18 protein-coding genes and 1 tRNA gene are annotated in these 22934 nt (G+C 73.0%); 15 read left to right on the top strand and 4 right to left on the bottom strand.

Annotated features, from left to right (window positions below; translation table 11 throughout):
* Positions 1-328: 328 nt before the first annotated feature.
* From DEJ09_RS02795 to DEJ09_RS02745, 11 genes are all read left to right on the top strand, one after another.
* Complete coding sequence (locus tag DEJ09_RS02795) at positions 329-1594, top strand: glutamate-5-semialdehyde dehydrogenase (RefSeq protein ID WP_071405563.1); 1266 nt, start codon at positions 329-331, stop codon at positions 1592-1594.
* A 40-nt stretch (positions 1595-1634) separates the two neighbouring features.
* Positions 1635-1835 (top strand): hypothetical protein, encoded by a 201-nt coding sequence (locus tag DEJ09_RS02790; RefSeq protein WP_035807661.1) that lies wholly within the window; start codon positions 1635-1637, stop codon positions 1833-1835.
* Between the two features lie 11 nt (positions 1836-1846).
* A complete protein-coding gene (nadD, locus tag DEJ09_RS02785) occupies positions 1847-2446 on the top strand; it encodes a nicotinate-nucleotide adenylyltransferase (RefSeq protein WP_027464719.1) in 600 nt (199 codons plus the stop codon).
* Entirely contained in the window at positions 2443-3969 is a 1527-nt protein-coding gene (locus DEJ09_RS02780) for a hypothetical protein (protein ID WP_111087572.1), read from the top strand. Before nadD ends, DEJ09_RS02780 begins: the two co-directional genes overlap by 4 nt.
* Positions 3970-4101: 132 nt before the next feature.
* Entirely contained in the window at positions 4102-4476 is a 375-nt protein-coding gene (gene rsfS, locus DEJ09_RS02775) for a ribosome silencing factor (protein WP_027464721.1), read from the top strand.
* Positions 4477-4584: 108 nt separating this feature from the next.
* Positions 4585-4657 (top strand) — tRNA-Ala (locus tag DEJ09_RS02770).
* Positions 4658-4737: 80 nt separating this feature from the next.
* On the top strand, positions 4738-5661 hold the full coding sequence (locus DEJ09_RS02765; RefSeq protein WP_181433244.1) for an aldose 1-epimerase family protein: 924 nt from the start codon (positions 4738-4740) through the stop codon (positions 5659-5661).
* Positions 5640-7157 (top strand): anthranilate synthase component I family protein, encoded by a 1518-nt coding sequence (locus tag DEJ09_RS02760; protein WP_111087570.1) that lies wholly within the window; start codon positions 5640-5642, stop codon positions 7155-7157. The genes DEJ09_RS02765 and DEJ09_RS02760 overlap by 22 nt, the downstream gene beginning before the upstream one ends.
* Before the next feature lie 46 nt (positions 7158-7203).
* Positions 7204-8073: a hypothetical protein gene (locus tag DEJ09_RS02755; RefSeq protein ID WP_181433243.1), complete on the top strand. Its 870-nt coding sequence runs from the start codon at positions 7204-7206 to the stop codon at positions 8071-8073.
* On the top strand, positions 8070-9698 hold the full coding sequence (locus tag DEJ09_RS02750; protein ID WP_084741164.1) for a DNA polymerase Y family protein: 1629 nt from the start codon (positions 8070-8072) through the stop codon (positions 9696-9698). The genes DEJ09_RS02755 and DEJ09_RS02750 overlap by 4 nt, the downstream gene beginning before the upstream one ends.
* Positions 9699-9732: 34 nt before the next feature.
* Positions 9733-13143: an error-prone DNA polymerase gene (locus tag DEJ09_RS02745; RefSeq protein ID WP_071405567.1), complete on the top strand. Its 3411-nt coding sequence runs from the start codon at positions 9733-9735 to the stop codon at positions 13141-13143.
* 46 nt (positions 13144-13189) lie between these two features.
* On the opposite strand, the gene DEJ09_RS02740 is transcribed toward DEJ09_RS02745, so the two are convergent.
* Together DEJ09_RS02740 and DEJ09_RS02735 are read right to left on the bottom strand one after the other, a co-directional pair.
* Positions 13190-14701 (bottom strand): cell wall metabolism sensor histidine kinase WalK, encoded by a 1512-nt coding sequence (locus DEJ09_RS02740; protein ID WP_111087569.1) that lies wholly within the window; start codon positions 14699-14701, stop codon positions 13190-13192.
* Complete coding sequence (locus tag DEJ09_RS02735) at positions 14698-15375, bottom strand: response regulator transcription factor (protein ID WP_017885962.1); 678 nt, start codon at positions 15373-15375, stop codon at positions 14698-14700. The genes DEJ09_RS02740 and DEJ09_RS02735 overlap by 4 nt, the downstream gene beginning before the upstream one ends.
* 195 nt (positions 15376-15570) lie before the next feature.
* Between DEJ09_RS02735 and DEJ09_RS02730 the strand changes: the two genes are divergently transcribed.
* On the top strand, positions 15571-15885 hold the full coding sequence (locus DEJ09_RS02730; protein WP_110864838.1) for a hypothetical protein: 315 nt from the start codon (positions 15571-15573) through the stop codon (positions 15883-15885).
* 59 nt (positions 15886-15944) lie between these two features.
* On the opposite strand, the gene DEJ09_RS02725 is transcribed toward DEJ09_RS02730, so the two are convergent.
* A complete protein-coding gene (locus DEJ09_RS02725) occupies positions 15945-17039 on the bottom strand; it encodes an aromatic acid exporter family protein (protein ID WP_111087568.1) in 1095 nt (364 codons plus the stop codon).
* 80 nt (positions 17040-17119) lie between these two features.
* On the opposite strand from DEJ09_RS02725, the gene DEJ09_RS02720 reads away from it, so the two are divergent.
* On the top strand, positions 17120-18364 hold the full coding sequence (locus DEJ09_RS02720) for a phosphotransferase enzyme family protein (protein WP_071405569.1): 1245 nt from the start codon (positions 17120-17122) through the stop codon (positions 18362-18364).
* A gap of 452 nt (positions 18365-18816) precedes the next feature.
* On the top strand, positions 18817-20943 hold the full coding sequence (locus DEJ09_RS02715) for a DEAD/DEAH box helicase (protein ID WP_181433242.1): 2127 nt from the start codon (positions 18817-18819) through the stop codon (positions 20941-20943).
* A gap of 105 nt (positions 20944-21048) precedes the next feature.
* Here the strand turns inward: DEJ09_RS02715 and DEJ09_RS02710 are convergent, their stop codons facing one another.
* The gene (locus tag DEJ09_RS02710; protein ID WP_071405571.1) at positions 21049-21321 is read right to left on the bottom strand and encodes a mycoredoxin; all 273 of its coding nucleotides are present in this window, start codon (positions 21319-21321) and stop codon (positions 21049-21051) included.
* Positions 21322-21379: 58 nt separating this feature from the next.
* Between DEJ09_RS02710 and DEJ09_RS02705 the strand changes: the two genes are divergently transcribed.
* The gene (locus DEJ09_RS02705) at positions 21380-22909 is read left to right on the top strand and encodes a CYTH domain-containing protein (RefSeq protein ID WP_181433241.1); all 1530 of its coding nucleotides are present in this window, start codon (positions 21380-21382) and stop codon (positions 22907-22909) included.
* Positions 22910-22934: the final 25 nt, after the last annotated feature.

Here is a 22934-nt window from a genome sequence, read left to right as displayed (position 1 = left end):
TGGGCGTCGCGGAGCGACGGTCTGTGACCGCTCGCGTGGCGCAGGACGACGTGTCGTGACCGGTCGGCGAGGTGAACGCGACCGCCTGGAGGCCCGGCGCAGGTCCCGGGGACCGGTGCCGGGCCTCCAGGCGGTCACGACTCCCCGTCGGGACGCCGTCGAACGATCGGGAGCCGTCGGTATGGGCGGCGCGGAGCGACGATCGGTGACCGCTCGGCAGGCGGGTGACGACGTGTCGTGACCGCTCGGAGCGGCGGACCGGGCCTAGAGGCACGGCCAGCGTCCGGCACGCCCGTCACGAACCGAGGGGCGGACCTACAATCGGTCCATGTCGTCGATCGCGCCCGCCCCGACCCTCACCGACAAGCTCGTGGCGGCACGGGCCGCTTCGTCGGCGCTCGCGACCGCGACGACCGCCGTCAAGGACGCGGCCCTCGGCGCGATCGCCTCGGCGGTGCGTGCCGCGACCGACGAGATCGTCGCCGCGAACCACGACGACCTCGTCGCCGGCGAGGACGGCGGGCTCTCGTCCGGGCTGCTCGACCGGTTGCGACTCGACCCCGTCCGGATCGAGGCCCTCGCCGCCGCGGTCGAACACGTCGTCGGACTGACCGACCCCGTGGGGGAGCACGTGCGCGGGTCGCAGCTGCCGAACGGACTCCAGCTCACCCAGGTGCGCGTGCCGTTCGGTGTCGTCGGGGCCATCTACGAGGCACGCCCGAACGTCACCGTCGACATCGCCTCGCTCGCGCTCAAGTCGGGCAACGCCGTCGTGCTCCGTGGCGGGTCGGCGGCCCAGCACACGAACGCCGTGCTCGTCGCCCGGATCCAGGACGCGGTCGAGTCGGTGGGGCTGCCCCGCGACCTGGTGCAGACCATCGACGAGTTCGGCCGCGCCGGTGCCACCGAGCTCATGCGGGCACGGGGCCTGGTCGACGTGCTGATCCCGCGGGGGAGCGCCGCACTCATCCAGACCGTCGTCACCGAGTCGCAGGTGCCGGTCATCGAGACCGGTGCGGGCGTCGTGCACGTGTTCCTCGACGCGTCCGCACCCGAGCAGCGTGCGGTCGACATCGTCCTGAACAGCAAGGTGCAGCGGCCGAGCGTGTGCAACGCCCTCGAGACCCTCCTGGTGCACGAGGCCGCGGCCGAACGGCTCCTGCCGCTGCTGGCCGACCGGCTGCGGGCGTCCGGTGTGACGCTGCGCGGCGACGACGCCACGCGGGCGATCGTGCCCGGGGTGCTCCGCGCCACCGACGACGACTGGGCGACCGAGTCGATGGACCTCGACCTGTCGATCCGTGTCGTGCCCGACGTCGACGCGGCGATGGCGCACATCGCCCGGTGGTCGACGCACCACACGGAATCGATCGTGACGAACGACGTCGACACCGCCGAACGGTTCCTGGCGACCGTCGACTCGGCGGTCGTGATGGTGAACGCCTCCACCCGGTTCACCGACGGCGGCGAGTTCGGTTTCGGGGCCGAGGTCGGCATCTCGACGCAGAAGCTGCACGCGCGCGGTCCGATGGGCCTGCCGGAGCTCACGAGCACGAAGTGGATCGTGCGCGGGTCCGGGCAGATCCGCGGCTAGACTGAACGGCGTCTTTCCCCGACCGAACGGAGCACGAACGATGACCCTCCTCGCAGAAGCTGCTGAGCACGCCTCCGGGGCGCCCGCGTTCGTGTTCCCGATGGTCGGTGCCCTCTTCTTCATCTTCCTCGGCTTCGTGACCTGGAGCTTCCGCGACGTGGCCTACCGCCACTCGCAGAAGTTCGAGGCCACCCGCCACCACGAGACGGGTGTCGACGAGTTCGGTCACACCAAGATCTGACCGACCACTCGATGCTCGAGACCACCGGACGGCCACGCATCGGCGTGATGGGTGGCACGTTCGACCCCATCCACCACGGGCACCTGGTCGCGGCGTCCGAGGTGGCGCGGGCGTTCGACCTCGACGAGGTCGTCTTCGTCCCCACCGGACAGCCGTACATGAAGTCCGACGTCACCGACGCCGAGCACCGGTACCTGATGACCGTGATCGCCACCGCGTCGAACCCGATGTTCACCGTCAGCCGCGTGGACATCGACCGCCCGGGGCCGACGTACACCGTCGACACCCTGCGGGACCTGCACGAACAGCGACCGGATGCCCAGCTCGTCTTCATCTCGGGCGCAGACGCCGTTCAGCAGATCGTCGACTGGAAAGACCATGATGGTCTCTGGGACCTCGCGCACTTCGTGGCCGTGACGCGTCCGGGACACGCCTTGAGCCTCACCGGATTGCCCGAGCGGGACGTAAGCTTGCTCGAAGTCCCTGCACTGGCCATATCCTCGACGGATTGCCGTGACCGGGTTCGACGGGGGTTCCCCGTCTGGTACTTGGTTCCCGACGGTGTCGTCCAGTACATCTCCAAGCACCATCTGTATCGGAGCGTTGCATGAGTTCGTCCGACGCGCAGCCGCCCCTGTCGCGGCGCCAGGCGCGCGAGCGGGAGCGTGCCGCCGCGGCCGGTTCGCAGCCCGCGACGCCGCCCCCGACCGTCGCCGCACCCGCCGCCGAGACCCCCGAGTCCCGTCGCCGTCCGGGGTCGCACGTCGCCCCGGCCCCCGGTGGCCCCGCCCAGTCGTCCGCGCCGGCATCGGCGCAGACCGACCCCGGATCCGCCGCGTCCGTCCCGGTGTCGGCACCCGCGGCCGGTGTGCCGCCGTTCCCGCCGGCCTCCGCGACCGAGATCGTCCCCGGCAGCGGTGGGCTCACCCGTCGGCAGATCCGGCAGCTCCGTGCCGCCGAGCGCCAGGCGGTCCTGCCGGTCCCGCTGCAGAACCCCACGCCCCAGTCGTCCGACCGCACCGTCGAGGACGTCCTCGGGTCGGTGGACACGATCGACCCCTCCGCCGCGCCGCAGAGCGCTCCGGGTTCCGAGGCCGCGCACGACGAGCAGCCCGCTGCCCCGACGGTCCTCGACCAGGCCGCGGTCGCCCAGGCCACCGAGGCCGACGGGTCCCCGGACGCGCTCGAGCCCCTCGACGAGGCCGCCGCGCACGCCGAGGAGCCCCGCCGCCACCGGTCCACGTGGTCGCCGCCCGCCGACGTCCCCGAGTCCGACGCGTCCGCGACCGACGTCCCGGAGTCCGGAGCGCCGGAGACCGGCGCACCGGCTTCCGACGCCCTTGCGGAGGAGACGACCGACGCCATTGCGGAGGAGACGACCGACGTCGCACCGGCGGACGAGTCGTCCGAGGACGCTCCGGCCCGGTCTGCCGACGACGCTCCCGCTCCCGCTGCCGGGTCGCAGCCCGCCGTCACGCCGGTCCCGATCCCGACGAACGCCGCCGCAGCGACCCCCGCGGTGTTCCCGCTCTCGCTCGACGCCGAGGACGACGACACCAATGAGGTGCCGCTGCCCGAGCCCGCGACCGAGGCCCCGAAGGTCCCCGCGGCGTTCCAGCGTCCGACCGAGCCGAAGCCGGTGACCACGGCCTTCGCGCCGCCCGCCGGCCACTGGTCGCAGCAGGCGCACGACTCGAACGACTCCGAGGTGCACGACGCCGAGACGGGCACCCGCCGCGTCGCGGTGACGAACACGAACGCGATCATCCTGCCGAACTCGGCCCTGGCCGACCCCACCGGTGCGCTCAACGCGACGGGCGAGGTGATCCTGACCGGGTCGATCGACCTGCCGGCGTCGCTGTCGTCGACGGGGTCGCACCGGCCGATCGACGGCGCCGAGGTCGACCGCCTGCTCGAGCAGCAGGACGAGCAGCCCGAGACCGACGCCAGCCCGGTGCGGGCCAGCCGCGCGGTGTCCAGCCACACCTCGACCCGTCAGGTCGTGCTCGCCGCCGCCAAGCCGAAGGAGTCGCGTACCCCGCTGATCCTCGGTGTGACGGTCGGCGCGGTCGGGCTGGCTGCGGCCGGCGTCATCATCACCGCACTGCTCACCACCCACGCGTTCGGCGGCTGACCGCTGCCGTCCTCGACGTCCGTTCTCCACCACCCCGCCGACCCTGGCCTGGCCGCTGTCGGCGGGGTGGCTTATGATCGTGACCCATCAAGCGAACCGGCTGTCCGTCGGTTCGACGACCGGAAGGAATCCGTGACCGCCTCCACTCGCGCACTGGAACTCGTGCAGGCCGCAGCACTCGCGGCCGACGCCAAGCAGGCCGAGGACCTCGTCGCTCTCGACGTGACCGGGCCGTTGCAGCTCACGGACGTGTTCCTGCTCGCAACCGGTCGGAACGAGCGCAACGTGCAGTCCATCGCCGATGCCGTCGAGGAACGCCTCCTCGAGCTCGGTGCCAAGACGCTCCGCCGCGAAGGCCGTACCGAGGGCCGCTGGGTCCTCATCGACTTCGGCGAGATCATCGTGCACGTCTTCCACGACGAAGACCGCCAGTACTACTCGCTCGAGCGTCTCTGGGCCGACTGCCCGACGATCCCGCTCGAGCTCCCGGTGGACCACACCGCCTGATCAGCGACGCGCCCGGGTGACGGCTTCGATTTCGTTGCCCGGCGTTCGCATGGTGTACGCTTCTATGGTGCCTCCGGGGAACCGGTTGGTACGGAAGCAGCACAATCTGGGTCTGTGGCGCAGCTGGTAGCGCACCTGCATGGCATGCAGGGGGTCAGGGGTTCGAGTCCCCTCAGATCCACCCTCAACCCCGTCGTTCCTCGGAACGGCGGGGTTTTCTCGTGCGCCCGGCGGGACTCGGTGGCCCGATACGCTGAGCGCATGAGCAACGACGCGCCGCTGTCCGGGTCCCCGCTGACGATCGCCTCCGCCGGGTACACGGCCGACATCGCCACCGTCGGAGCGACACTGCGGACCCTGCGGCACGAGGGCCGAGACCTGGTCGTCCCGTTCGACGCCGACGAGGTCCGTCCGGTCTTCCGCGGTGCCGTCCTGGCCCCGTGGCCGAACCGGATCGTCGACGGCGAGTACTCCTTCGGCGGCGTCGACCACGAGCTCGCCCTCACCGAGCCCGCACGCCACCACGCCCTGCACGGACTCGTCGCGTGGACGGACTTCCGCGTGCAGGAGCAGGCGGACGACCGCGTGGTGCTCGCCACGACCGTCCAGGCACAGCAGGGCTACCCGTACCGCGTCGAGGTCACCGTGGAGTACCGGCTCGATGCCGAGGGGCTGCACACGACGATCACCGGGACGAACACCGGGTCCGAGGACGCACCGTGGGGGACCGGCCCGCACCCGTACCTCGTCGCGGGTGCCGGCACCGTCGACGACTGGACCCTGACGCTCCCCGCCGCCCAGGTGCTCGAGGTGACGCCGGACCGGCTCGTCCCGACCGATCTGGTCCCCGTGCACGACGAGTTCGACCTGCGCACGCCCACGCTGATCGGCGACCGGTTCATCGACCACGCCTTCACCGGCTTCGACCGCGACACCGCCGGCCTCGCCACCATCGCGGTCACGGCGGCGGACGGTCGCGGGGTCCGTGCGACCTTCGGGCCGGAGTGCGGCTGGGCGCAGGTGCACACCGCCGACCACGTCGTCCCCGAGTACCACCGCGCCGGTCTCGCCGTCGAGCCGATGACGTGCGCCCCCGACGCCTTCAACGACGGCGAGGACCGCGGCCTCGTGGTGCTCGCGCCCGGTGCCTCGCACGCCGCCGCATGGACGATCGCCACGATCTGAGCACCCCCGACCCCGGCGTCCGCGTCGAGGTCCGCCGACTCGACCCGGTCCCCGACCTCGCGGCCCTGGCGGCGCAGGTCGCCGGGGACCTGGTGTGGCTCGACTCCGGCCTGCCGGACGGTGCTCCCGCCACGGCTCGGCCCCGGGCACGGTGGTCCGTGCTGGCGTGGACGGACGGGCCGTTCGCCGCCCGGTTCCGGCACCAGGACCGTCGCGCGCACCTGACGGTCGCCGCGCCCGTCGAGGGGTGGTTCGGGCCCGCCCGATCCGAGGAGCGTCCGGCCTTCGCGGTGCTGGCGGACCTGCTCCGACGCACGCCCCGCCTGCCCGAGCCGGTCGTCGGGTGCGGGTTCGCGCTGGGCTGGGTCGGGTTCCTCGGCTACGAGCTCGGCCGCGAGTCCGGCGGTCCGGACCGCACCGCCGACGGGCACGCCGACGCCGACCTGCGGTTCGTCGACCGAGCCGTCGTCGTCGACCACACCGGTGGCGCCTGGGCGCTCGCGCTCGTCGCCGACGCGGAACCGGCGGCCAGCGCGCGGAACCGCGCGTGGCTCGAGGAGGTGCCCACCCCCGCGATGTCGGCCGGCGTCGTGGACGCGGCCACGGGCCTCCCGGCCGGGGTGTCCACGGCGACCGGACGCGTCACGCGCGCCGCCTACGAGCGGGCGGTCGACGCGTGCCGCGCGGAGATCCGCGAGGGGAACGCGTTCCAGGTCTGCCTCACCACCGCCTTCGCGGTCGGACTGGAGGCCCGTGGCGGCCCCGGTACGGACCCGCACCTGGGCGAGTACCTGCGGATGCGGGCGGCCGACCCGGTGCCGTTCGGCGCGTTCCTGCGGCTCGGCCCGCTGCGCGTGGCGAGCCGGTCACCGGAGCGGTTCCTGCGGATCGACGCGGCCGGAGCGGTGCTCGCGGAGCCGATCAAGGGCACGCGGCGGCGGCTCGCCGACGCGGTGGCGGACGCGGCTGCGCGGGACGACCTGGCGGCGAGCCCGAAGGACCGCGCCGAGAACGTGATGATCGTCGACCTGCTGCGGAACGACCTGCTGCGGACCGCGGTGCCCGGGTCGGTGCACGTCGAGCGGCTGTGTGCCGTCGAGACGTACGCCAGCGTGCACCAGCTGGTCTCGACGATCGGGGCGGTGCTGCCGCCGGGGACGTCGCGGGCCGACGTGGTGCACGCGGCGTTCCCGCCGGGGTCGATGACCGGAGCGCCGAAGAGCAGTGCCACGGCGATCGCGGACCGGCTCGAGGGGGCCCCGCGCGGGGTGTACTCCGGGGCGATCGGGTACTTCTCGGCGAGCGGGGCGGTCGACCTGTCGGTGGCGATCCGTAGCCTCGTGACCGTGCTCGACGAGTCGGGGGCGGTGCGTTCCCGGACCCTCGGAGCCGGGGGAGCGGTGACCTGGTCGTCGGTGCCCGCGGACGAGGCGGACGAGGTCGAGACCAAGACGCGGTCGGTGCTCGGCGGGGTCGGGGCGGTCGCCAGCTGGTGAGCTGCTGCCCTGATCCGAACACGTGTTCGATCAGGACTGTCCACGGATGTCGGACGCGATTGACATCATCGAACACATGTTCGAATATGAGGGCATGCAGACGGCGGCGGCACTCCGGTCGCCCACCCCGGACCGGGGCGGGCGGAGCGGTGCTGCACGCGGCGGCAGCGGTGCGGGCGGTGGTGGTGCGCGCCGTGGGCCGGACCACCTGAGCGATGCCCGGGCTGCGCTCGACCGCATCACGTCCCTGCGGTCCCGGGTGGCCGACATGGAGTCCACCCGGGTCGACACCGCCGGGCTCCCCACCGCTTCGGCACTCGAACCCCTGCTGCCCGGCGGCGCGATCCGGGTCGGTGGCACCTACGCCGTCCCCGAGTCGGTGCTGCTCGCGATCACCATGCTGCAGGCGGCCTCGGCGGCCGGGGCGTGGTGTGCGGTCGTCGGGGTGCCGTCCTTCGGGATCGAAGCCGCCGCCGCCGCGGGGATCGACCTCGAACGGCTCGTGCTCGTCCCCGATCCGGGTGACCAGTGGCTCGCCGTGACGGCGGCGATGGCCGACGTCGCCCAGATCGTCCTCACCCGACCGCTCGGCCGGGTCGTGCCGGGCGACGTGGCACGGCTGTCGGCCCGGCTGCGACAGCGCGGTGGAGCACTCGTCGCGCTCGGCTCCTGGCCCGGGGCGGACGTCACGCTGCGGGTCACGTCCTCGACGTGGAGCGGCATCGGTCAGGGCCACGGCCACCTGACGGAGCGCCGGGCCACCGTGACCGCGACCGGGCGTGCCGGCGCGGTGCGTCCGGCGACCGCCGAGCTGCTCCTGCCCGCGGCCGACGGTGCGGTCCGGGCCGCCACACCGGTGCCGACGGTGGGCTCCGGGGACACCCGCGTGCTGCGGCCCGTGGCGGTGGCGTCGTGATCGCCTCCGGGCGCGTCCGGACCGACGCGATCACGCGGGGAGCGGCGCTGCCCGAACCACCCCCGACCCGGACGATCGTGCTCTGGTGCCCGGACTGGCCGGTCATCGCGGCGGCTCGGGCCGGTGGCACCCCGCCGGAGCAGCCCCTCGCCCTGACCGCGAAGGGGCTCGTGTTCGCGAGCTCTGCGTCCGCGCGTGAGCAGGGTGTCGTGCGGGGGCTCCGCGTGCGTGAGGCGCAGGCGCGGTGCCCCGAGCTCCTCGTGCAGCCCTACGACGACGCCCTCGACCACCGCGCGTTCGAGCCCGTCATCCGTGCGGTCGAGGCGGCGGTCCCCGGGGTCGAGGTGCTGCGGCCGGGCACCCTCGCGCTCCGCGCCCGCGGGCCGGCCCGGTACTACGGCGGTGAGCGCGCGGCGGCGGCGACCCTCGCCGGCATCGCCGCCGACCACGGCGCCCCCGCGGTGCGGGCCGGGGTGGCCGACACCCCGTTCGCGGCGGACCAGGCCGCCCGGGCCCGTCCGGTGCGTCCCGGCGAACGGGTGCGGCTCGTGCCCGTCGGGGGATCGGCGGACTTCCTCGCGCACCTGCCGCTCGGTGTGCTCGGCGACCCCGACCTCACGACGGTGCTCGACCGGCTCGGCATCACCACGCTCGGCGACTTCGCGGCACTCGGCGACGAGCAGGTGCGGGACCGCTTCGGCGTGGCCGGGGCGTTCCTGCACCGGTTGGCCGGTGGCCGTGACCCCCGCGAGATCGCGGCGCGGGAGATCCCGCCGGAACTCCGGGTCGAGGCGTCGTTCGAACCCCCGCTGGACCGTGCCGACCAGATCGCGTTCGCGTTCCGGCGTTCCGCCGACGACTTCGCCGAGCGACTCCGGGCCGCGGGACTCGTGGCGACGACCATCCGTGTGGGGATCGTCGACGAGCGCGACATCCTGCTCGAACGGACCTGGGCGCACCCGCGCTGGTTCGACGCTGCCGACGTGGTCGACCGGGTGCGGTGGCAGCTCGCCGGCGGGGTGGACCCCAGCGGGCTCGAGGCGCCGGTCACCTCGGTCGTGCTCGAGCCGGTCGCCGTCGACGACATGGCGAACCACGAGCGCGGGCTGTGGGGCTCCGGCCCGGACGAGCGCGTGCACCACGGCCTCGCCCGGATCCAGGGCATGGTCGGCCACGACGGCGTGGTGAGTCCGCGCATCGGTGGGGGCCGCACCCTGTCCGAGCGCGTGGTGCTCGTGCCGTGGGGCGACGCGCCCGCCGGTGGTGAGCGTGCCCTGGCGACCGTCCGCGACCGCCCGTGGCCCGGCAAGCTGCCCGGCCCGCCCCCCGCCACCGTGCTCGAGCGCCCCCGACCGGTCGACGTCGTCGCCGTCGGCGGTGCGAGCGTCGACGTCGATGAGCGCGGCGTGCTGTCCGGCGCACCCGACCGGTTCCGCGCCGAGGGCGACCGGGGCGGCGGGTTCTCCGCCGTGACGGCCTGGGCGGGTCCGTGGCCGCTCGTCGTCCGGTGGTGGGAGTCCGGCGGCCGACGCCTGCACCGGCTGCAGCTCGTCGACGCCGAGGGGCGTGCCTGGTACCTGGTGCTGGCGGACCACCGCTGGTGGGCCGAGGCGATCGCGACGTGACCCCGACCACCACCACCGACAGGAGCGTGACCTGATGGGCTACAGCAACCCACCCATCCCGTGGTCGCAGTTCGAGCGCGCGCTGTCCGACAAGCGGAGCCCGGGCACGGCGCACGACGGCGACGGCGGCGACAGCCCGGCGTGGTCGCGGAAGCGCGAGCCGTACGTCCCGTCGCCGCTCGACACCGACGGCGGGCCCGTCGTGCCGTACGCCGAACTGCACGCACATTCGGCCTTCAGCTTCCTCGACGGCGCCAGTCAGCCCGAGCACCTGTTCGAAGAAGCCGCTCGGCTCCGACTGCACGCCCTCGCGCTCACCGACCACGACGGCTTCTACGGGGCTGCCCGGATGGCCGAGGTCGCCGAGTCGTACCCGCAGGTCGGCACCGTCTTCGGCACCGAGCTGTCCCTGGGGCTGACCGAGCCGCAGAACGGTGTGCCCGACCCCGAGGGCTCGCACCTGCTCCTGCTCGCCGACGGCCAGGACGGCTACCACCGGCTCGCCGGCGCGGTGACGAGCGCACACCTGGCAGCCGGGTCCGAGAAGGGCAGCCCGCAGTACGACCTCGACGACCTCGCCGCGCGGGCCGACGGGCACTGGCGGGTCCTCACCGGCTGCCGGAAGGGCTCCGTGCGGCAGGCCCTCGAGCAGGGTGGCGAGTCGGCCGCCGAGACCGCGCTCCGGGTGCTGCTCGACCGGTTCGGCAGCCGCAACGTCGTCGTGGAGCTGCTCGACCACGGCGACCCGCTCGACAGCGCCCGCAACGACGCCCTGGCCACCCTCGCCGCGAAGCACGCGCTGCCCCTGGTCGCCACCGGCAACGTGCACTACGCCACCCCCGACCGGTTCCCGGTGGCGACCGCGCTCGCTGCGGTGCGCGCCCGCCGCAGCCTCGACGAGATCGACGGCTGGCTGCCGGCCGCCGACACCGCCCACCTGCGCTCCGGTGCCGAGATGGCCAGACGGTTCGGGCGCTACCCCGGCGCGATCGAGCGGACCGTGGAGCTCGCCGACGAGCTCGGGTTCCGGCTGAAGACCGTGCAGCCCGGGCTGCCCGACCTCGACGTCCCGGACGGGCACACCGCGATGTCGTGGCTCCGCGAGCTCACGTGGACGGGTGCCCGGCGGTTCTACCCCGGCAGCGCCGACGGCGTCGACCCCCGCAAGCGGGAGCGCATCGAGCGTGAGCTGTCCGTGATCGAGGAGAAGAACTTCCCGGGGTACTTCCTGATCGTGCGCGACATGGTGCAGTACGCCCGCGGTCGGGGCATCCTCTGCCAGGGGCGGGGCTCGGCGGCGAACTCGGCGGTCTGCTACCTGCTCGAGATCACCGCGGTGGACTCGATCCGGTACGGGCTGCCGTTCGAGCGGTTCCTGTCGGCGATGCGCGACGAGGAACCCGACATCGACGTCGACTTCGACTCGGACCGCCGCGAAGAGGTGATCCAGTACGTGTACGCCAAGTACGGCCGGCACAACGCCGCCCAGGTCGCGAACGTCATCACCTACCGCCCCAAGGGCGCGGTGCGCGACATGGCGAAGGCGCTCGGCCACAGCCCCGGGCAGCAGGACGCCTGGTCGAAGCAGGTCGAGCGGTGGGGGTCGGTGACCGAGAGCCAGGACCACGACATCCCGCCGGCGGTCGTCGGGCTCGCGAGCGACGTCCTCGGGTTCCCGCGGCACCTCGGCATCCACTCCGGCGGCATGGTGCTGACCGACCGCCCGGTGGGCGAGGTCGTGCCGATCGAGCACGCCCGGATGGACGGCCGCACCGTGCTGCAGTGGGACAAGGACGACTGCGCCTACATGGGGCTCGTGAAGTTCGACATGCTCGGGCTCGGCATGCTCGCGGCCCTGCAGTACTCGTTCGACCTGGCGGCAGAGCACTGCGGGGAGCGCTGGGAGATGCACTCCATCCCGAAGGAGGAACAGGGGGTCTACGACCAGCTCTGCCGCGCGGACACGATCGGGGTGTTCCAGGTGGAGTCCCGTGCGCAGATGGGCACCCTGCCCCGACTGCTCCCGCGGCGGTTCTACGACCTGGTGATCGAGGTCGCACTCGTCCGCCCCGGGCCCATCCAGGGCGGCGCGGTGCACCCGTACATCCGCCGGCGCACGGGCGAGGAACCGATCACCTACATGCACCCGGCGCTCGAACCCGTGCTCGAACGCACCCTCGGGGTCCCGCTGTTCCAGGAACAGCTCATGCAGATGGCGATCGCGGTCGGCAACTGCTCCGGTGACGACGCCGACCTGCTGCGACGGGCGATGGGGTCGAAGCGCGGGCACGAGAAGATCGACCGACTGCGCGACAAGCTCTACACGGGGATGGCGGACAACGGCATCCACGGGGCCGACGCCGACGCGATCTACGCGAAGATCCAGGCGTTCGCGAACTTCGGCTTCGCGGAGAGCCACTCGATCAGCTTCGCCCTCATCGTCTACGCGAGTGCGTGGATGCGGCTGCACTACCCGGGGGCGTTCCTGGCGGCACTGCTCCGGGCGCAGCCGATGGGGTTCTACTCACCGCAGACCCTGGTCGCCGACGCCCGGCGGCACGGCGTCCGCGTACTGCGACCGGACATCCTGCGGTCCGGGGTCGACGCCACGCTCGAACCGCTGCCGGACGGGGACGCCCCTGCCGGTGACGACGCGTGCCTGGCCGCCGAGCAGCCCCCGGTGCTGCCCTTCGACAAGGCACTCCCCGACGACACCGCGAGCCACCGACGCGACGGGGCCTTCGCCGTGCGGCTCGGGCTCGCCGAGGTCGCGTCGCTCAGCCGGAAGAGCGCCGAGAAGATCGTCGCGGAGCGGGACGCCAACGGTCCCTTCCGCGACATGTCGGACCTGGCCCGGCGGGTCGGGCTCACCACGCCGCAGCTCGAGGCCCTCGCCGCCGCCGACGCCTTCGCCCCGTTCGACATCGACCGCCGCGGTGCGATGTGGTCGGCTGCCCAGGCGGCCGCCGAGCGTCCGGACCAGTTGCCGGACACGCAGGTGTTCGTGCAGCCGCCGCTGTTCGGGCAGATGACGAGCGGGGACGTGCTCATCGCCGACATGTGGTCGACGGGCATGACGACCGACGACCACCCCGTCCGGCACGTGCGCGACCGGCTCGCAGCCCGCCGGGTGCTCAGCGTGCAGGACACCGCGACCGCCGAGACCGGACGACGGGTCGAGGTCGGCGGGATCGTGACGCACCGGCAGCGTCCGGCGACGGCCTCCGGCATCACGTTCCTGAACGTCGAGGACGAGACCGGGCTGGTCAACGTCATCTGCAGCGTCGGGGTCTGGGGGCGCTTCCGCCGGGTGGCGCGGGAGTCCCCGGCGGTGATCGTCCGGGGCATCCTCGAGCGCTCGCCCGACGGGGTGGTCAACCTGGTGGCGGACCGCATCGAGCACCTGTCGCTGTCCGTCCGCACCCGCTCGCGGGACTTCCAATGAGCGGTCGTGCTCGGGTGAGCGGGCGCGCCCGGGTGAGCGGTCGTGCTCAGCGCACCTCGGGCAGGCGGATCGTGACCTCGAGCCCACCGGCGGGCTCGTTGCGGAGCGACGCCGTGCCTCCCGCCCGTTCCGCCACCGCACGCACGATCGCGAGTCCCAGCCCGGAGCCGCCGGGCAGGGCGCCGGCACCAGTCGACGGGTCCGGGTTCGGGCGGGACGTCCGGGCCTCGTCCGGACGCGTGAAGCGGTCGAACGCCACCGGGATGAAGGACTCGGGCACGCCGGGGCCGTCGTCGGTGATCTGCAGCACGCCCTCGCCGCCGGTGCTCCGCCAGGACACGAAGATGCCGCCGCCGCGGGGGAGTGCGGCCACGGCGTTGCCCGCGATGTTCGTGACGAGCTGGGCCATCCCGCCGGTGTCGATCCGGTACCGCGGTTCGACGGTGCCGCCACCGATGCCCGGGCCGGAACCGCCGACGGCGACGGGCGGCTCGAGGTCGAAGTCGACGGTGACGTCCTTCGCCGACGCGATGAGCCGGACGCGGTCGACCGCGGCCATCACCTCGTCGCCGAGGTCCGACCACGCGGTCTCGGGGCGCCGGTCGCCGTCCTGTTCACGCCGCTCGGACTCCTCGATCCGCGACAGGGCGAGCAGGTCGTTCGCCAGCCGTGACAACCGCGCGACGCTGTGCTTGGCGCGTTCGATGTGGGCGGCGAGGGCGGCGGCGTCGTTGCCGTCGAGCGAGGCGAGGTCGAGCTGGGTCGTCAGGATGGCCAGGGGCGTCCGGAGCTCGTGGCTGGCGTCCGACACCATCTGGCGTTCGCGCTCGGTCGCCTGCCTGGTCCGGGCGAGGAAGGCGTTGAGCGTGGTCGCCAGGGACGCCAGCTCGTCCTGGGCGGGGCCCACCGGCAGTTCGGCACGCTCCGGGGCCACGGAGAGCCGTTCGGCCTCGCGGCGCATCCGGTTCACCGGGCGCAGCGCGGTGGTCGCGAGCACCCAGGACGCAACGCCGAAGGCGAGCAGGATGGCCAGACCGGTCAGCGACAGCGTCGTCGTGAGGTCGTCGACGACGATGGCCTCGGCCTGCGAGTTGCGGGCGGCGACGACGGTCCAGCGGCCGGCCTCGTTGACGGGGTGCTCCACCACGACGCGGTACTCCGAGCCGGATGCCGTGATGATCGAGGTGCCGGCGGGGGTGGACCGCAGACTGCCGAGCGCTTGCTCGACACGATCGGGCATCGTCGACAGCACGATCTCGCCGGACGGGGACACGACGGCGACGAGCTGCGCGTTGCCCGGCGGCGAGAGGTCCGGGTCGCTGTCGACCTCGAGCGTGGCGACGTACGGGTCGGCATCGGCGTCGAGCAGGGTGCGGGTCGCACTCGCGACGACGCTCACCACCTGGAAGCGCATCACCAGGACGAGCAGCAGGATGACGATCGCGGCGATCGCCGTCGACCCGATCGTGATCCGGGCACGCAGTGACAGCAGACGCAGCGGCCGGATCGGACCGCCGCGTCGGCGGTCCGATCGTGGGGCGTCGTCGGCCCCGCTCACGCCCCGAGCAGATCCAGGCGGTACCCGCGACCGCGGACCGTGGCGATGGCGACGGTGGCCTCGTGCGCGGTGAGCTTCTTGCGGAGGTACGAGATGTACTGCTCGACCACGTTCGGGTCGACGTGCTGCGAACCGTCCCAGACCTCTTCGAGGATCTTCGGGCGGTCGACGACACTGCCGGCGGACCGGGCGAGCAGTCGGAGCAGGGCGAACTCGGTGGGGCTCACGGCGACGCGCTGGCCCTTGATCGAGATGCGGCGGGCCTCGGAGTCGATCGACACGTCCCCGACCTCGATCGTGCGGGGTGCCCCGGCGGACTCACGACGGCCGAGCGCACGCAGCCGAGCGGTGAGCTCGGCGAAGGCGAAGGGCTTGGTGAGGTAGTCGTCCGCGCCCGCGTCGAGCCCGAACACGCGGTCGTCGACGGCGTCGCGCGCGGTCACGAGGAGGATCCGCACGGGGTCCTCGCGCTCACGGATCCGCCGGGCGAGCTCGAAGCCGGACATGCCGGGCATCATCACGTCCACGACCGCCAGGTCGAACGCCTGCTCGCCGAGGGCGATGAGCGCCTCGACACCGTTCTCGACGGCCGTGACCCGGTACCCCTCGGCCGCGAGTCCGCGTTCCATCAGGGCACGCATCTCGTCGTCGTCCTCGACCACCAACAGCCGCATAGTGGACCTCCTCGGACCCATCGTGGCATCGAACCGGCGCGGACGGCCGTTCTGCGGGTCCGACTCGCTGAATCTCGTCACAGGACAAAGCAGAACGGTCTGTCCCACGTTCTAGGGACGTGAGTGCCGCTTGCTTCGTTGCTAGGCTCCGGCAGCGGACAGCGCGACCCGATGCGCCGCCCGCACTGGGGGATCATGAACGACTCGATCGACCACCCGGCCATCGTGCGCCTGCGCGCCGAACTGGACGCCGCGTGGAAGGGCATCGGCGCGCTCGCGCAGCTGGAGGACGCACCGCGCGACCGCGTGGTCGCGGAACTGCGGACGGCGGTGCCGGACGTGGCGAGCCGTGCTGCACGCGAGGTCGGCACCGAGGCCGTCGTCGCCGAGATCAGCCGGTACGCCGACGCCGGCATCCCGGGTGCGACCGCGACCGACGTCGTGCCGACCGCGGTGATCTGGTCGGACGTCGTGCGGACGGCGTCGGAAGCGGCCTGCGCAGCGCGCTGACGCCCAGCAGCGCGCCGACGCCCAGCAGCGCGCAAGCGCAACGTGCCGGTGTGCCGGCGCTAGTCGTCCTCGCCGAGCAGCTCGCCACGCACCCGTCGGATGTCCTCGAGCAGCGCCCCGATGAGCACCCAGTGCCGGGAGTTCGGCCGGACCACCTCGAGCGGCGCGGTGAGCGCCGGCTCGGAGGCCTCCGCCCACGGCCCGACGTCCGGCCCGGAGGCAGCAGTGTCCGCTCCGCCGACCCCGTCCACCGGGTCGAGCCGTGTCGATTCCACCCGAGCGCTCAGCGCCCGGACGTCCGCACCGATCCGTGCCACCTCGGTCGCGATGCCGTGCACCACCGGGTCGTCGCGCAGGTCCGGTGCGGTGTTGTCGCGGATCGCCCGGGTCATCCCGGTGACCCGGGTCACCAGGACGCGCAGGTGGTCGGTGGTCACAACGTCGCGGTCGAGGATCGTCCGGTGCCGGCCACTGCGCGGGTTCATCGTCAGGGACTCACGCGCCGACCCCAGGGACGCCTCGGCCTTGGCGTGCTGCTGCCGCAGTGCGCGGGCCGCGACGAGCGCCTCGTCCCAGCGCTCGCGGTCCCACCCCTCGGTCAGGCCGATCGCGATCCGCTCGAACGCCACCGCGGTGTCGCGGGCGAGCCGGGCGACGGCGAGGTGCGCCGGTTCGAGCAGCACGGGCGGCACGATGAGCGCGTTCACGACCAGGGCGACGATCGCACCGATCACGGTCTCGAGGATCCGGTCGGCGGAGTAGTTCGGCGTCACGACCCCGGCGGTGAGCACGAGCATTCCGCTGATCCCCACCTGGGTGGCCGAGGTCGGGGTGAGCCGGAGCGCCCACGCGATGAGGATCGCGAGCACGATCACGAGCAGCACGACGAACACGCCGTCGCCGAGCAGCAGGTGGAACCCGGTGGCCAGCACGACGCCGATCACCACGCCCGCGCTCCGCTCGAGCCCCTTCACGAACGACTGGTTGATGCTCGGCTGCACCACGAGCAGTGCAGCGATCGCCGCGAAGGTGGGGAACGGCCCCTGGATGACCAGGCGGCAGAGGAGTACGGCCGCGACCACCGCGACGGCGGTCTTCACGACCTGCAGGAACGGCGTGCGACTGGAGCTGCGGAGACGCGCGACCGGGTTCACACCGACCACGGTAGCCACCGGCCGCGCGCCGAGCCGTGCACGAACGCGACGAAACCCGCGCGACACGGTTGACTGATGTCGTGTGGCCCAACCATGAGCGCGTCATCCCGCAGGCCTTCGCCGGCTCCGGGACCTCCGTGGTGGCCGCGCGGGCGCACTCCGTCGAGCCCTCGGGCAACGGCTACCTGTACGGCTACGAGGTCGACACGGTGGACCGCAACGGCCAGCGCGCCACGGTCCTGACCTACGTCGACACCGGCGGCACCCACGACCAGAACAGCGCGATCGTCACCGACCCGGCGACGGGCGACCCGGTGTCGGTGTGGGCGTACCCCAACGACCCCGGCCTGCCGGTGCTGCCGCAGGTCACCTACCGCGATGCCGTCGCCGAGCTGCTGACAACGCTCGGCATGCCCGTCACCGACCCGGTGCTCACCGTGGCGGCGTACCGCCCCGGCAAGCGCGCGGTCGTGCGCGTCGACGCCCCCGAGCGCACCCTGTTCCTGAAGATCGTCCGTCCGCACCGGGTCGCACCGATCGTGCAGTCGCACGAGCAGTTCGTCGCGGCCGGTCTGCCGGTGCCGCGTGTGCTGTCCAGCCGTGGCGACGGCCTGCTCGTGCTCGAGCGCATCCGCGGCGTGCCCGCCGGCAGCCGCATCCTCGACATCGCCGACGACCCCCGTTTCGTGGCGTCGCTCGCCGCGCTGAGCGGTCGGGTCGCCACCGTCCCGATGACCCAGCAGGCCCGCGCCGACGCGATGGACCACGCCGACTGGCACCGTCGCACGCTCATCGCGGCTCTTCCGCGCGACGCCGAGGAGATCGACCGCCTGTACGACGCCATCGGCCGCCGCTCCATCGGCTGGTCGAGCTCGACCAAGCAGGTCGTGCACGGCGACCTGCACCTGGAGCAGGTGTTCGTCGACGAGGACGAGCCGTGGCGCATCTCCGGCCTGCTCGACATCGACACCGCGGGCTGGGGCTTCCCGGTCCGTGACGTCGGTGCCGTCGTCGCCCACCTCGTGGTCACCGGGCTCTGGCACCGGTCCCGAGGCGACGCCGAGCGCGGCGCCGCCGCCGAGCGCCTCGCCGACGCGATCGCCCGCGACTGGGTCGCGCGCAACCCGCGCGAGGCCGACCGCATCGGACCCGCCATCGGCGCCCAGCTGCTCGCCCACGCCGGCGGCCAGGCGACCACCGGTTCCGCCAACGGGATCCAGACCGCCCAGCAGCTCCTCGCCGCGACGCAGGCCGCCCTGGCGGACGCGGCCCCGAGCCTCCCGACCGGTGGTTCGACCCGCCCGCGGTCCGCACCGCAGGTCTGAGACGCGACCGAAGGACGGACTGGAGGCCCGGGTCGGGCCCGCCACGGGCCTCCCGTCCGCCATCGCGACGCGCGCGGGCAACGCGCCGGTCGCCTCCGTCGGTGGTCCGGGAGTAAACTGAGCGCGCACGCACCGCGTTCCCGCGTGCCGCGTCGATTCCGGACGCAGCCGTCGATCACTTGATCGACGCGGGGACCGGGCCGTGACCGCCCCGAGGGGGCATCACGTGCGTGTGACGACGCCGGATCCCGGCGCGGACCGTCCGAACCTGCTCCCGGCAGGTGCTCGTGTGGAACGGCTCGCGGGAGTCCACCGGACGTCCCGATGCGGGGACCGGCGATGCGGTGGGCCACGGTGGCCCGCTGCTGAACCGGAGCCGCGCCAGGCGCCGGTGCAGGACTTCCCGCCCCACGGGCGGATCGCCCCGACGTGTGGGCGGAACAGGAGGAGCGTTGGCTCGATCAGGCACCCGGCGTGCTGCCGGCGGGACGCGGACCGCGTCACGTCGCACCAGGCCGCTGGACAACGACGGCGTCATCCCCGTCCTCGCCCGCGCTGTGCGCGAGGTCGAGGCCGCGGCGCAGCGCGGACCGCTCAAGGCATCGAACCGGACGAAGTTCCAGGCGGTCGCCCTGCTCATGCGCGAAGAGCGCGCACGGGTGAAGGCCGACACGGAGCTCACCGACGCGCAGCGCGCCGAGCAGCTCAAGCGGCTCGACGGCGTGGCCACGATCCTGGCGAAGACGGCGGCGCGGGACACCAGCGTCATCCAGCTCCTCGCCGAAGAGGTCCAGGTGTCCGAGGCGACGCGTGCGGTCAAGCGAGACATGATGATCGCCGGCGGCATGGAACTGCAGCCGGAGGACCTCGTCATCGCGTCCGAGCCCGCCGCGGTGGTCGAGACCCCGGTGCGGGCCGTCGTGCCGCAGGCGGTCGTGCAGCGCCAGCTCGCGAACCCCTTCATGCCACCGGACTTCGCCCTCGCCGACCAGCCCGTCGCGCACCCGCGTCGCCTGGCGAACTGGGAACTGTTCGGACCGCTGTTCAAGTCGTTCGAGTACGGCGCGGGCGGGGGAGCGGCGACGATGCCGCTGCCGGAGCCCACGACGCTGCACTCGCGCTCGGGCACCACGCTCATGAAGCACCAGGCGGAACTCGTCGCCGCCGCGTCGCAGGGGCACCGCACGTTCCTGCTCGCCGACGAGCCCGGCCTCGGCAAGACCGCACAGTCGCTGCTCGCCGCCGACGCCGCGAACGCGTTCCCGCTGCTCGTCGTCGTGCCGAACGTCGTCAAGACGAACTGGGCGCGTGAAGCCGAGCGCTGGGTGCCGAACCACCGCGCCACGGTGATCCACGGGGACGGCAACGACCTCGACGGGTTCGCCGACATCGTCATCGTGAACTACGAGATCCTCGACCGGCACGCCGGGTGGCTCGGCAACTTCGGGTTCAAGGGGATGGTCGTCGACGAGGCGCACTTCATCAAGAACAGGGACTCGCAGCGCGCCCGGTTCGTGCTGCAGATCGCCGAGCGCATCCGGCAGCGCACCGCCGCGCCGCTGCTCATGGCGCTGACCGGTACCCCGCTGATCAACTCGGTCGAGGACTTCCGCACCATCTGGGAGTACCTCGGCTGGATCGACGACAAGAAGCCGCGCGCGAAGCTCATGAACGAGCTCGAGGAGATCGGCCTGACGCCGGCCGACCCCGGGTTCTTCGTCGAGGCCCGCCGTGCCGTCATCGACCAGGGCATCGTCCGACGCCGCAAGGTCGACGTCGCCGCGGACATCCCGGCACGCCGGATCGCCGACATCCCCGTCGAGCTCGACGGTGACGAGGGCCGCTCCATCCGTGACGCCGAGCGTGAGCTCACCGCGAAGCTCGTCCGCCGCTACCACCAGGCGCTCGACGCCCGCACCGGGCAGGACCCGGTCGTCGGCATCGACCACAAGCTGGTCCGACAGGTCGCGCGCTGGGAGCTCGAGGACCAGGACGCCTCGTCGACCGGCGAGAACGTGTTCTCGATGGTCCGCCGCATCGGCCGGGCCAAGGCCCAGCTCGCGGCCGACTACGCGGCGCAGCTCGCCTCGAACGTCGGCAAGGTCGTGTTCTTCGCGAAGCACCTCGACGTGATGGACCAGGCGGAAGAGGTGTTCGCCCGTCGCGGGCTGCGCACCGCCACGATCCGCGGCGACCAGACGCCGACGCAGCGCACGGCCGAGATCGACTCGTTCGTGAACGACCCCGACGTCGCCGTCATCGTCTGCTCGCTGACCGCGGCCGGTGTCGGTCTGAACCTGCAGGTGTCGTCGAACGTCGTGCTCGCCGAGCTGTCGTGGACGAGCGCCGAGCAGACCCAGGCGATCGACCGCGTGCACCGCATCGGGCAGGAAGAGCCCGTCACCGCGTGGCGCATCATCGCCGCGCAGACGATCGACACCAAGATCGCCGAGCTCATCGACTCGAAGGCGTCCCTGGCCGCCCGCGCGCTCGACGGTTCGGACGAAGAGGTCGTCGACTCCGGTGACATCCAGCTCGACGCCATGGCTGCGCTGCTGACCGAGGCGCTCGGCGGCTAGCTCGGCGCGTCCGGCGCTGACAGCAAAACACCGGTGTTCGCACTCTGAACCGCGTCATGCGCGTGTTCGGAGCGTGAACACCGGTGTTTTGCGGAGGGCCGCCGCTCAGATGCGGGACTGCACCTCGGCCAGGGACGGGTTCGTCGCCGTCGAGCCGTCGGGGAAGACCAGCGTCGGCACGGTCTGGTTGCCGCCGTTGACCTCGGCGACGAGCTCGGCGGTACCGGGGGTCTGCTCGATGTCGACCTCGGTGAAGGGCACCCCGGCCTTCGACATCTGGTTCTTCAGCCGGGCGCAGTAGCCGCACCACGTGGTGGTGAACATCGTGACGCCGCCGGCTTCGGGCGTGAACTGCTCGCGGGTGATCGTGTCGCTCATCCCTGCAGGCTAACCCCGGGTGCGGGGAAACCCCGCAGTGCCTGGTAGACAAGAGCGTGTGAGCCACACGCACCTCGAGATCGAGCGCACCTACGACCTGCCCGAGGGCGGTGCCCTCCCCGACCTCGTCGGCGCGGGCGGCATCCTCCGCACCGAGCACCAGGAGCCGTTCGAACTGGACGCGACCTACTGGGACACCGAGCGGTACGACCTGGTGGCCGCGCGGGTGACCGTGCGCCGTCGCACGGGTGGCCCCGACGCCGGCTGGCACATCAAGCGCTCGGAGTCGGACACGGTCCGCCACGAGCAGCAGTTCCCCCTGACCGACGACGCCGACACGGTGCCCGACGAGGTCCTCGCCGCGCTCTTCACGGAGCGTCGTGGCCGCGGGCTGCGTCCCGTCGTCCGGATCACGACCACCCGCACCGTCACCCGACTGCTCGACGAGGACGGCGACCAGATCGCCGAGCTCGCCGACGACCAGGTCACCGCACAGCGTCTCGACGACGACGCTCCGGAGACCCCGCGCACCTGGCGCGAGGTCGAGGTCGAGACCGTCGACGGCGTCGACCCGCAGATCGCCCACGAGCTGTTCGCGGCCCTCGACGGACGCTTCGCGGCCGTCGGCGCCGGCCCCGCCGCCGTCGCGTCCAAGCTGGCACGCGGGCTGGCAGGAGCACCGGCACCGCGCCTCCAGACCGAGGAGAAGCCGGCCAAGGGCACGACCGCACGCATCCTGGCGAAGCGGGTGCGCAAGCTGCGCGTCGCGCTGCTCGGCCAGGAGGCCCGGCTCCGCTCCGGCGACACGGCCGACCTCCGGCAGGCGGCCGACACCACCCTCGAGATCGCCGCGATCCTGGGCGCCTACCGACCTGCATTCCCCGACGGCGAGGCCGTCGACCGCGCCGCCGAGGCGGCGGACGGCCTGGCGGGCGTCACCGCGCGTGCGGCGCTGGCCGAGTACCTGATCGACCGGTTGCCGCGGGCGTCGTCGCCGGCGCAGGACGACCTGGTCGACGCGATGACCCGTGAGCGCATCCTCGCCTCGACCCGGGAACGTCGCGACCAGGCGGTGCGGGACGTCGTCGCGTTCCTGCACGGCGAGCCGTTCCTCGAACTGCTCGATGCCCTCGACGACGCGGCCGAGCGACCGGCTCCGACGGCGTGGTCGCTCCGCGCACCGAAGCAGGTCGCGCAGGACGTCGGCGCCGTCGTGAAGCCGCGCGTGCGCGAACTCGTCCGGGCCGCCGTCGCCGACGACACCTCGGACACCGCTGCCGAGCGCGAGGCCGCCGACCGGACCACCACCGAGGCGGCGTGGCAGGAGACGATGCGCGCCCGGATGGCGATGGACGTGCTCGGCGACGACGCGTTCCCGCACGCGCTGTGGAAGCGGATCGGCACCGCCGCCGACGTGCTGACCGAACGGGTGCGGTCCCTGCACGCCCTCGACATCCTGCGGGCGAACGCGGCGATCGCGGAGCGCGGGGGTGAGGGCACGTTCGGGTACGGGGTGCTCGCGGGGGACCGGGTGCGCCTGGCCGAGGAGTCCTACGACGAGGCGGTGCACGCGCTCAACCGCGTGTGAGCGCTTCGTTCGCTTGGTGAGCAGA

It is taken from the genome of Curtobacterium sp. MCLR17_055 (assembly GCF_003234305.1).
Taxonomy (GTDB): Bacteria; Actinomycetota; Actinomycetes; order Actinomycetales; family Microbacteriaceae; genus Curtobacterium; species Curtobacterium flaccumfaciens.
Note: the sequence above shows the minus strand (reverse complement) of the source record. Positions and strands in the feature narration are given on the sequence as shown.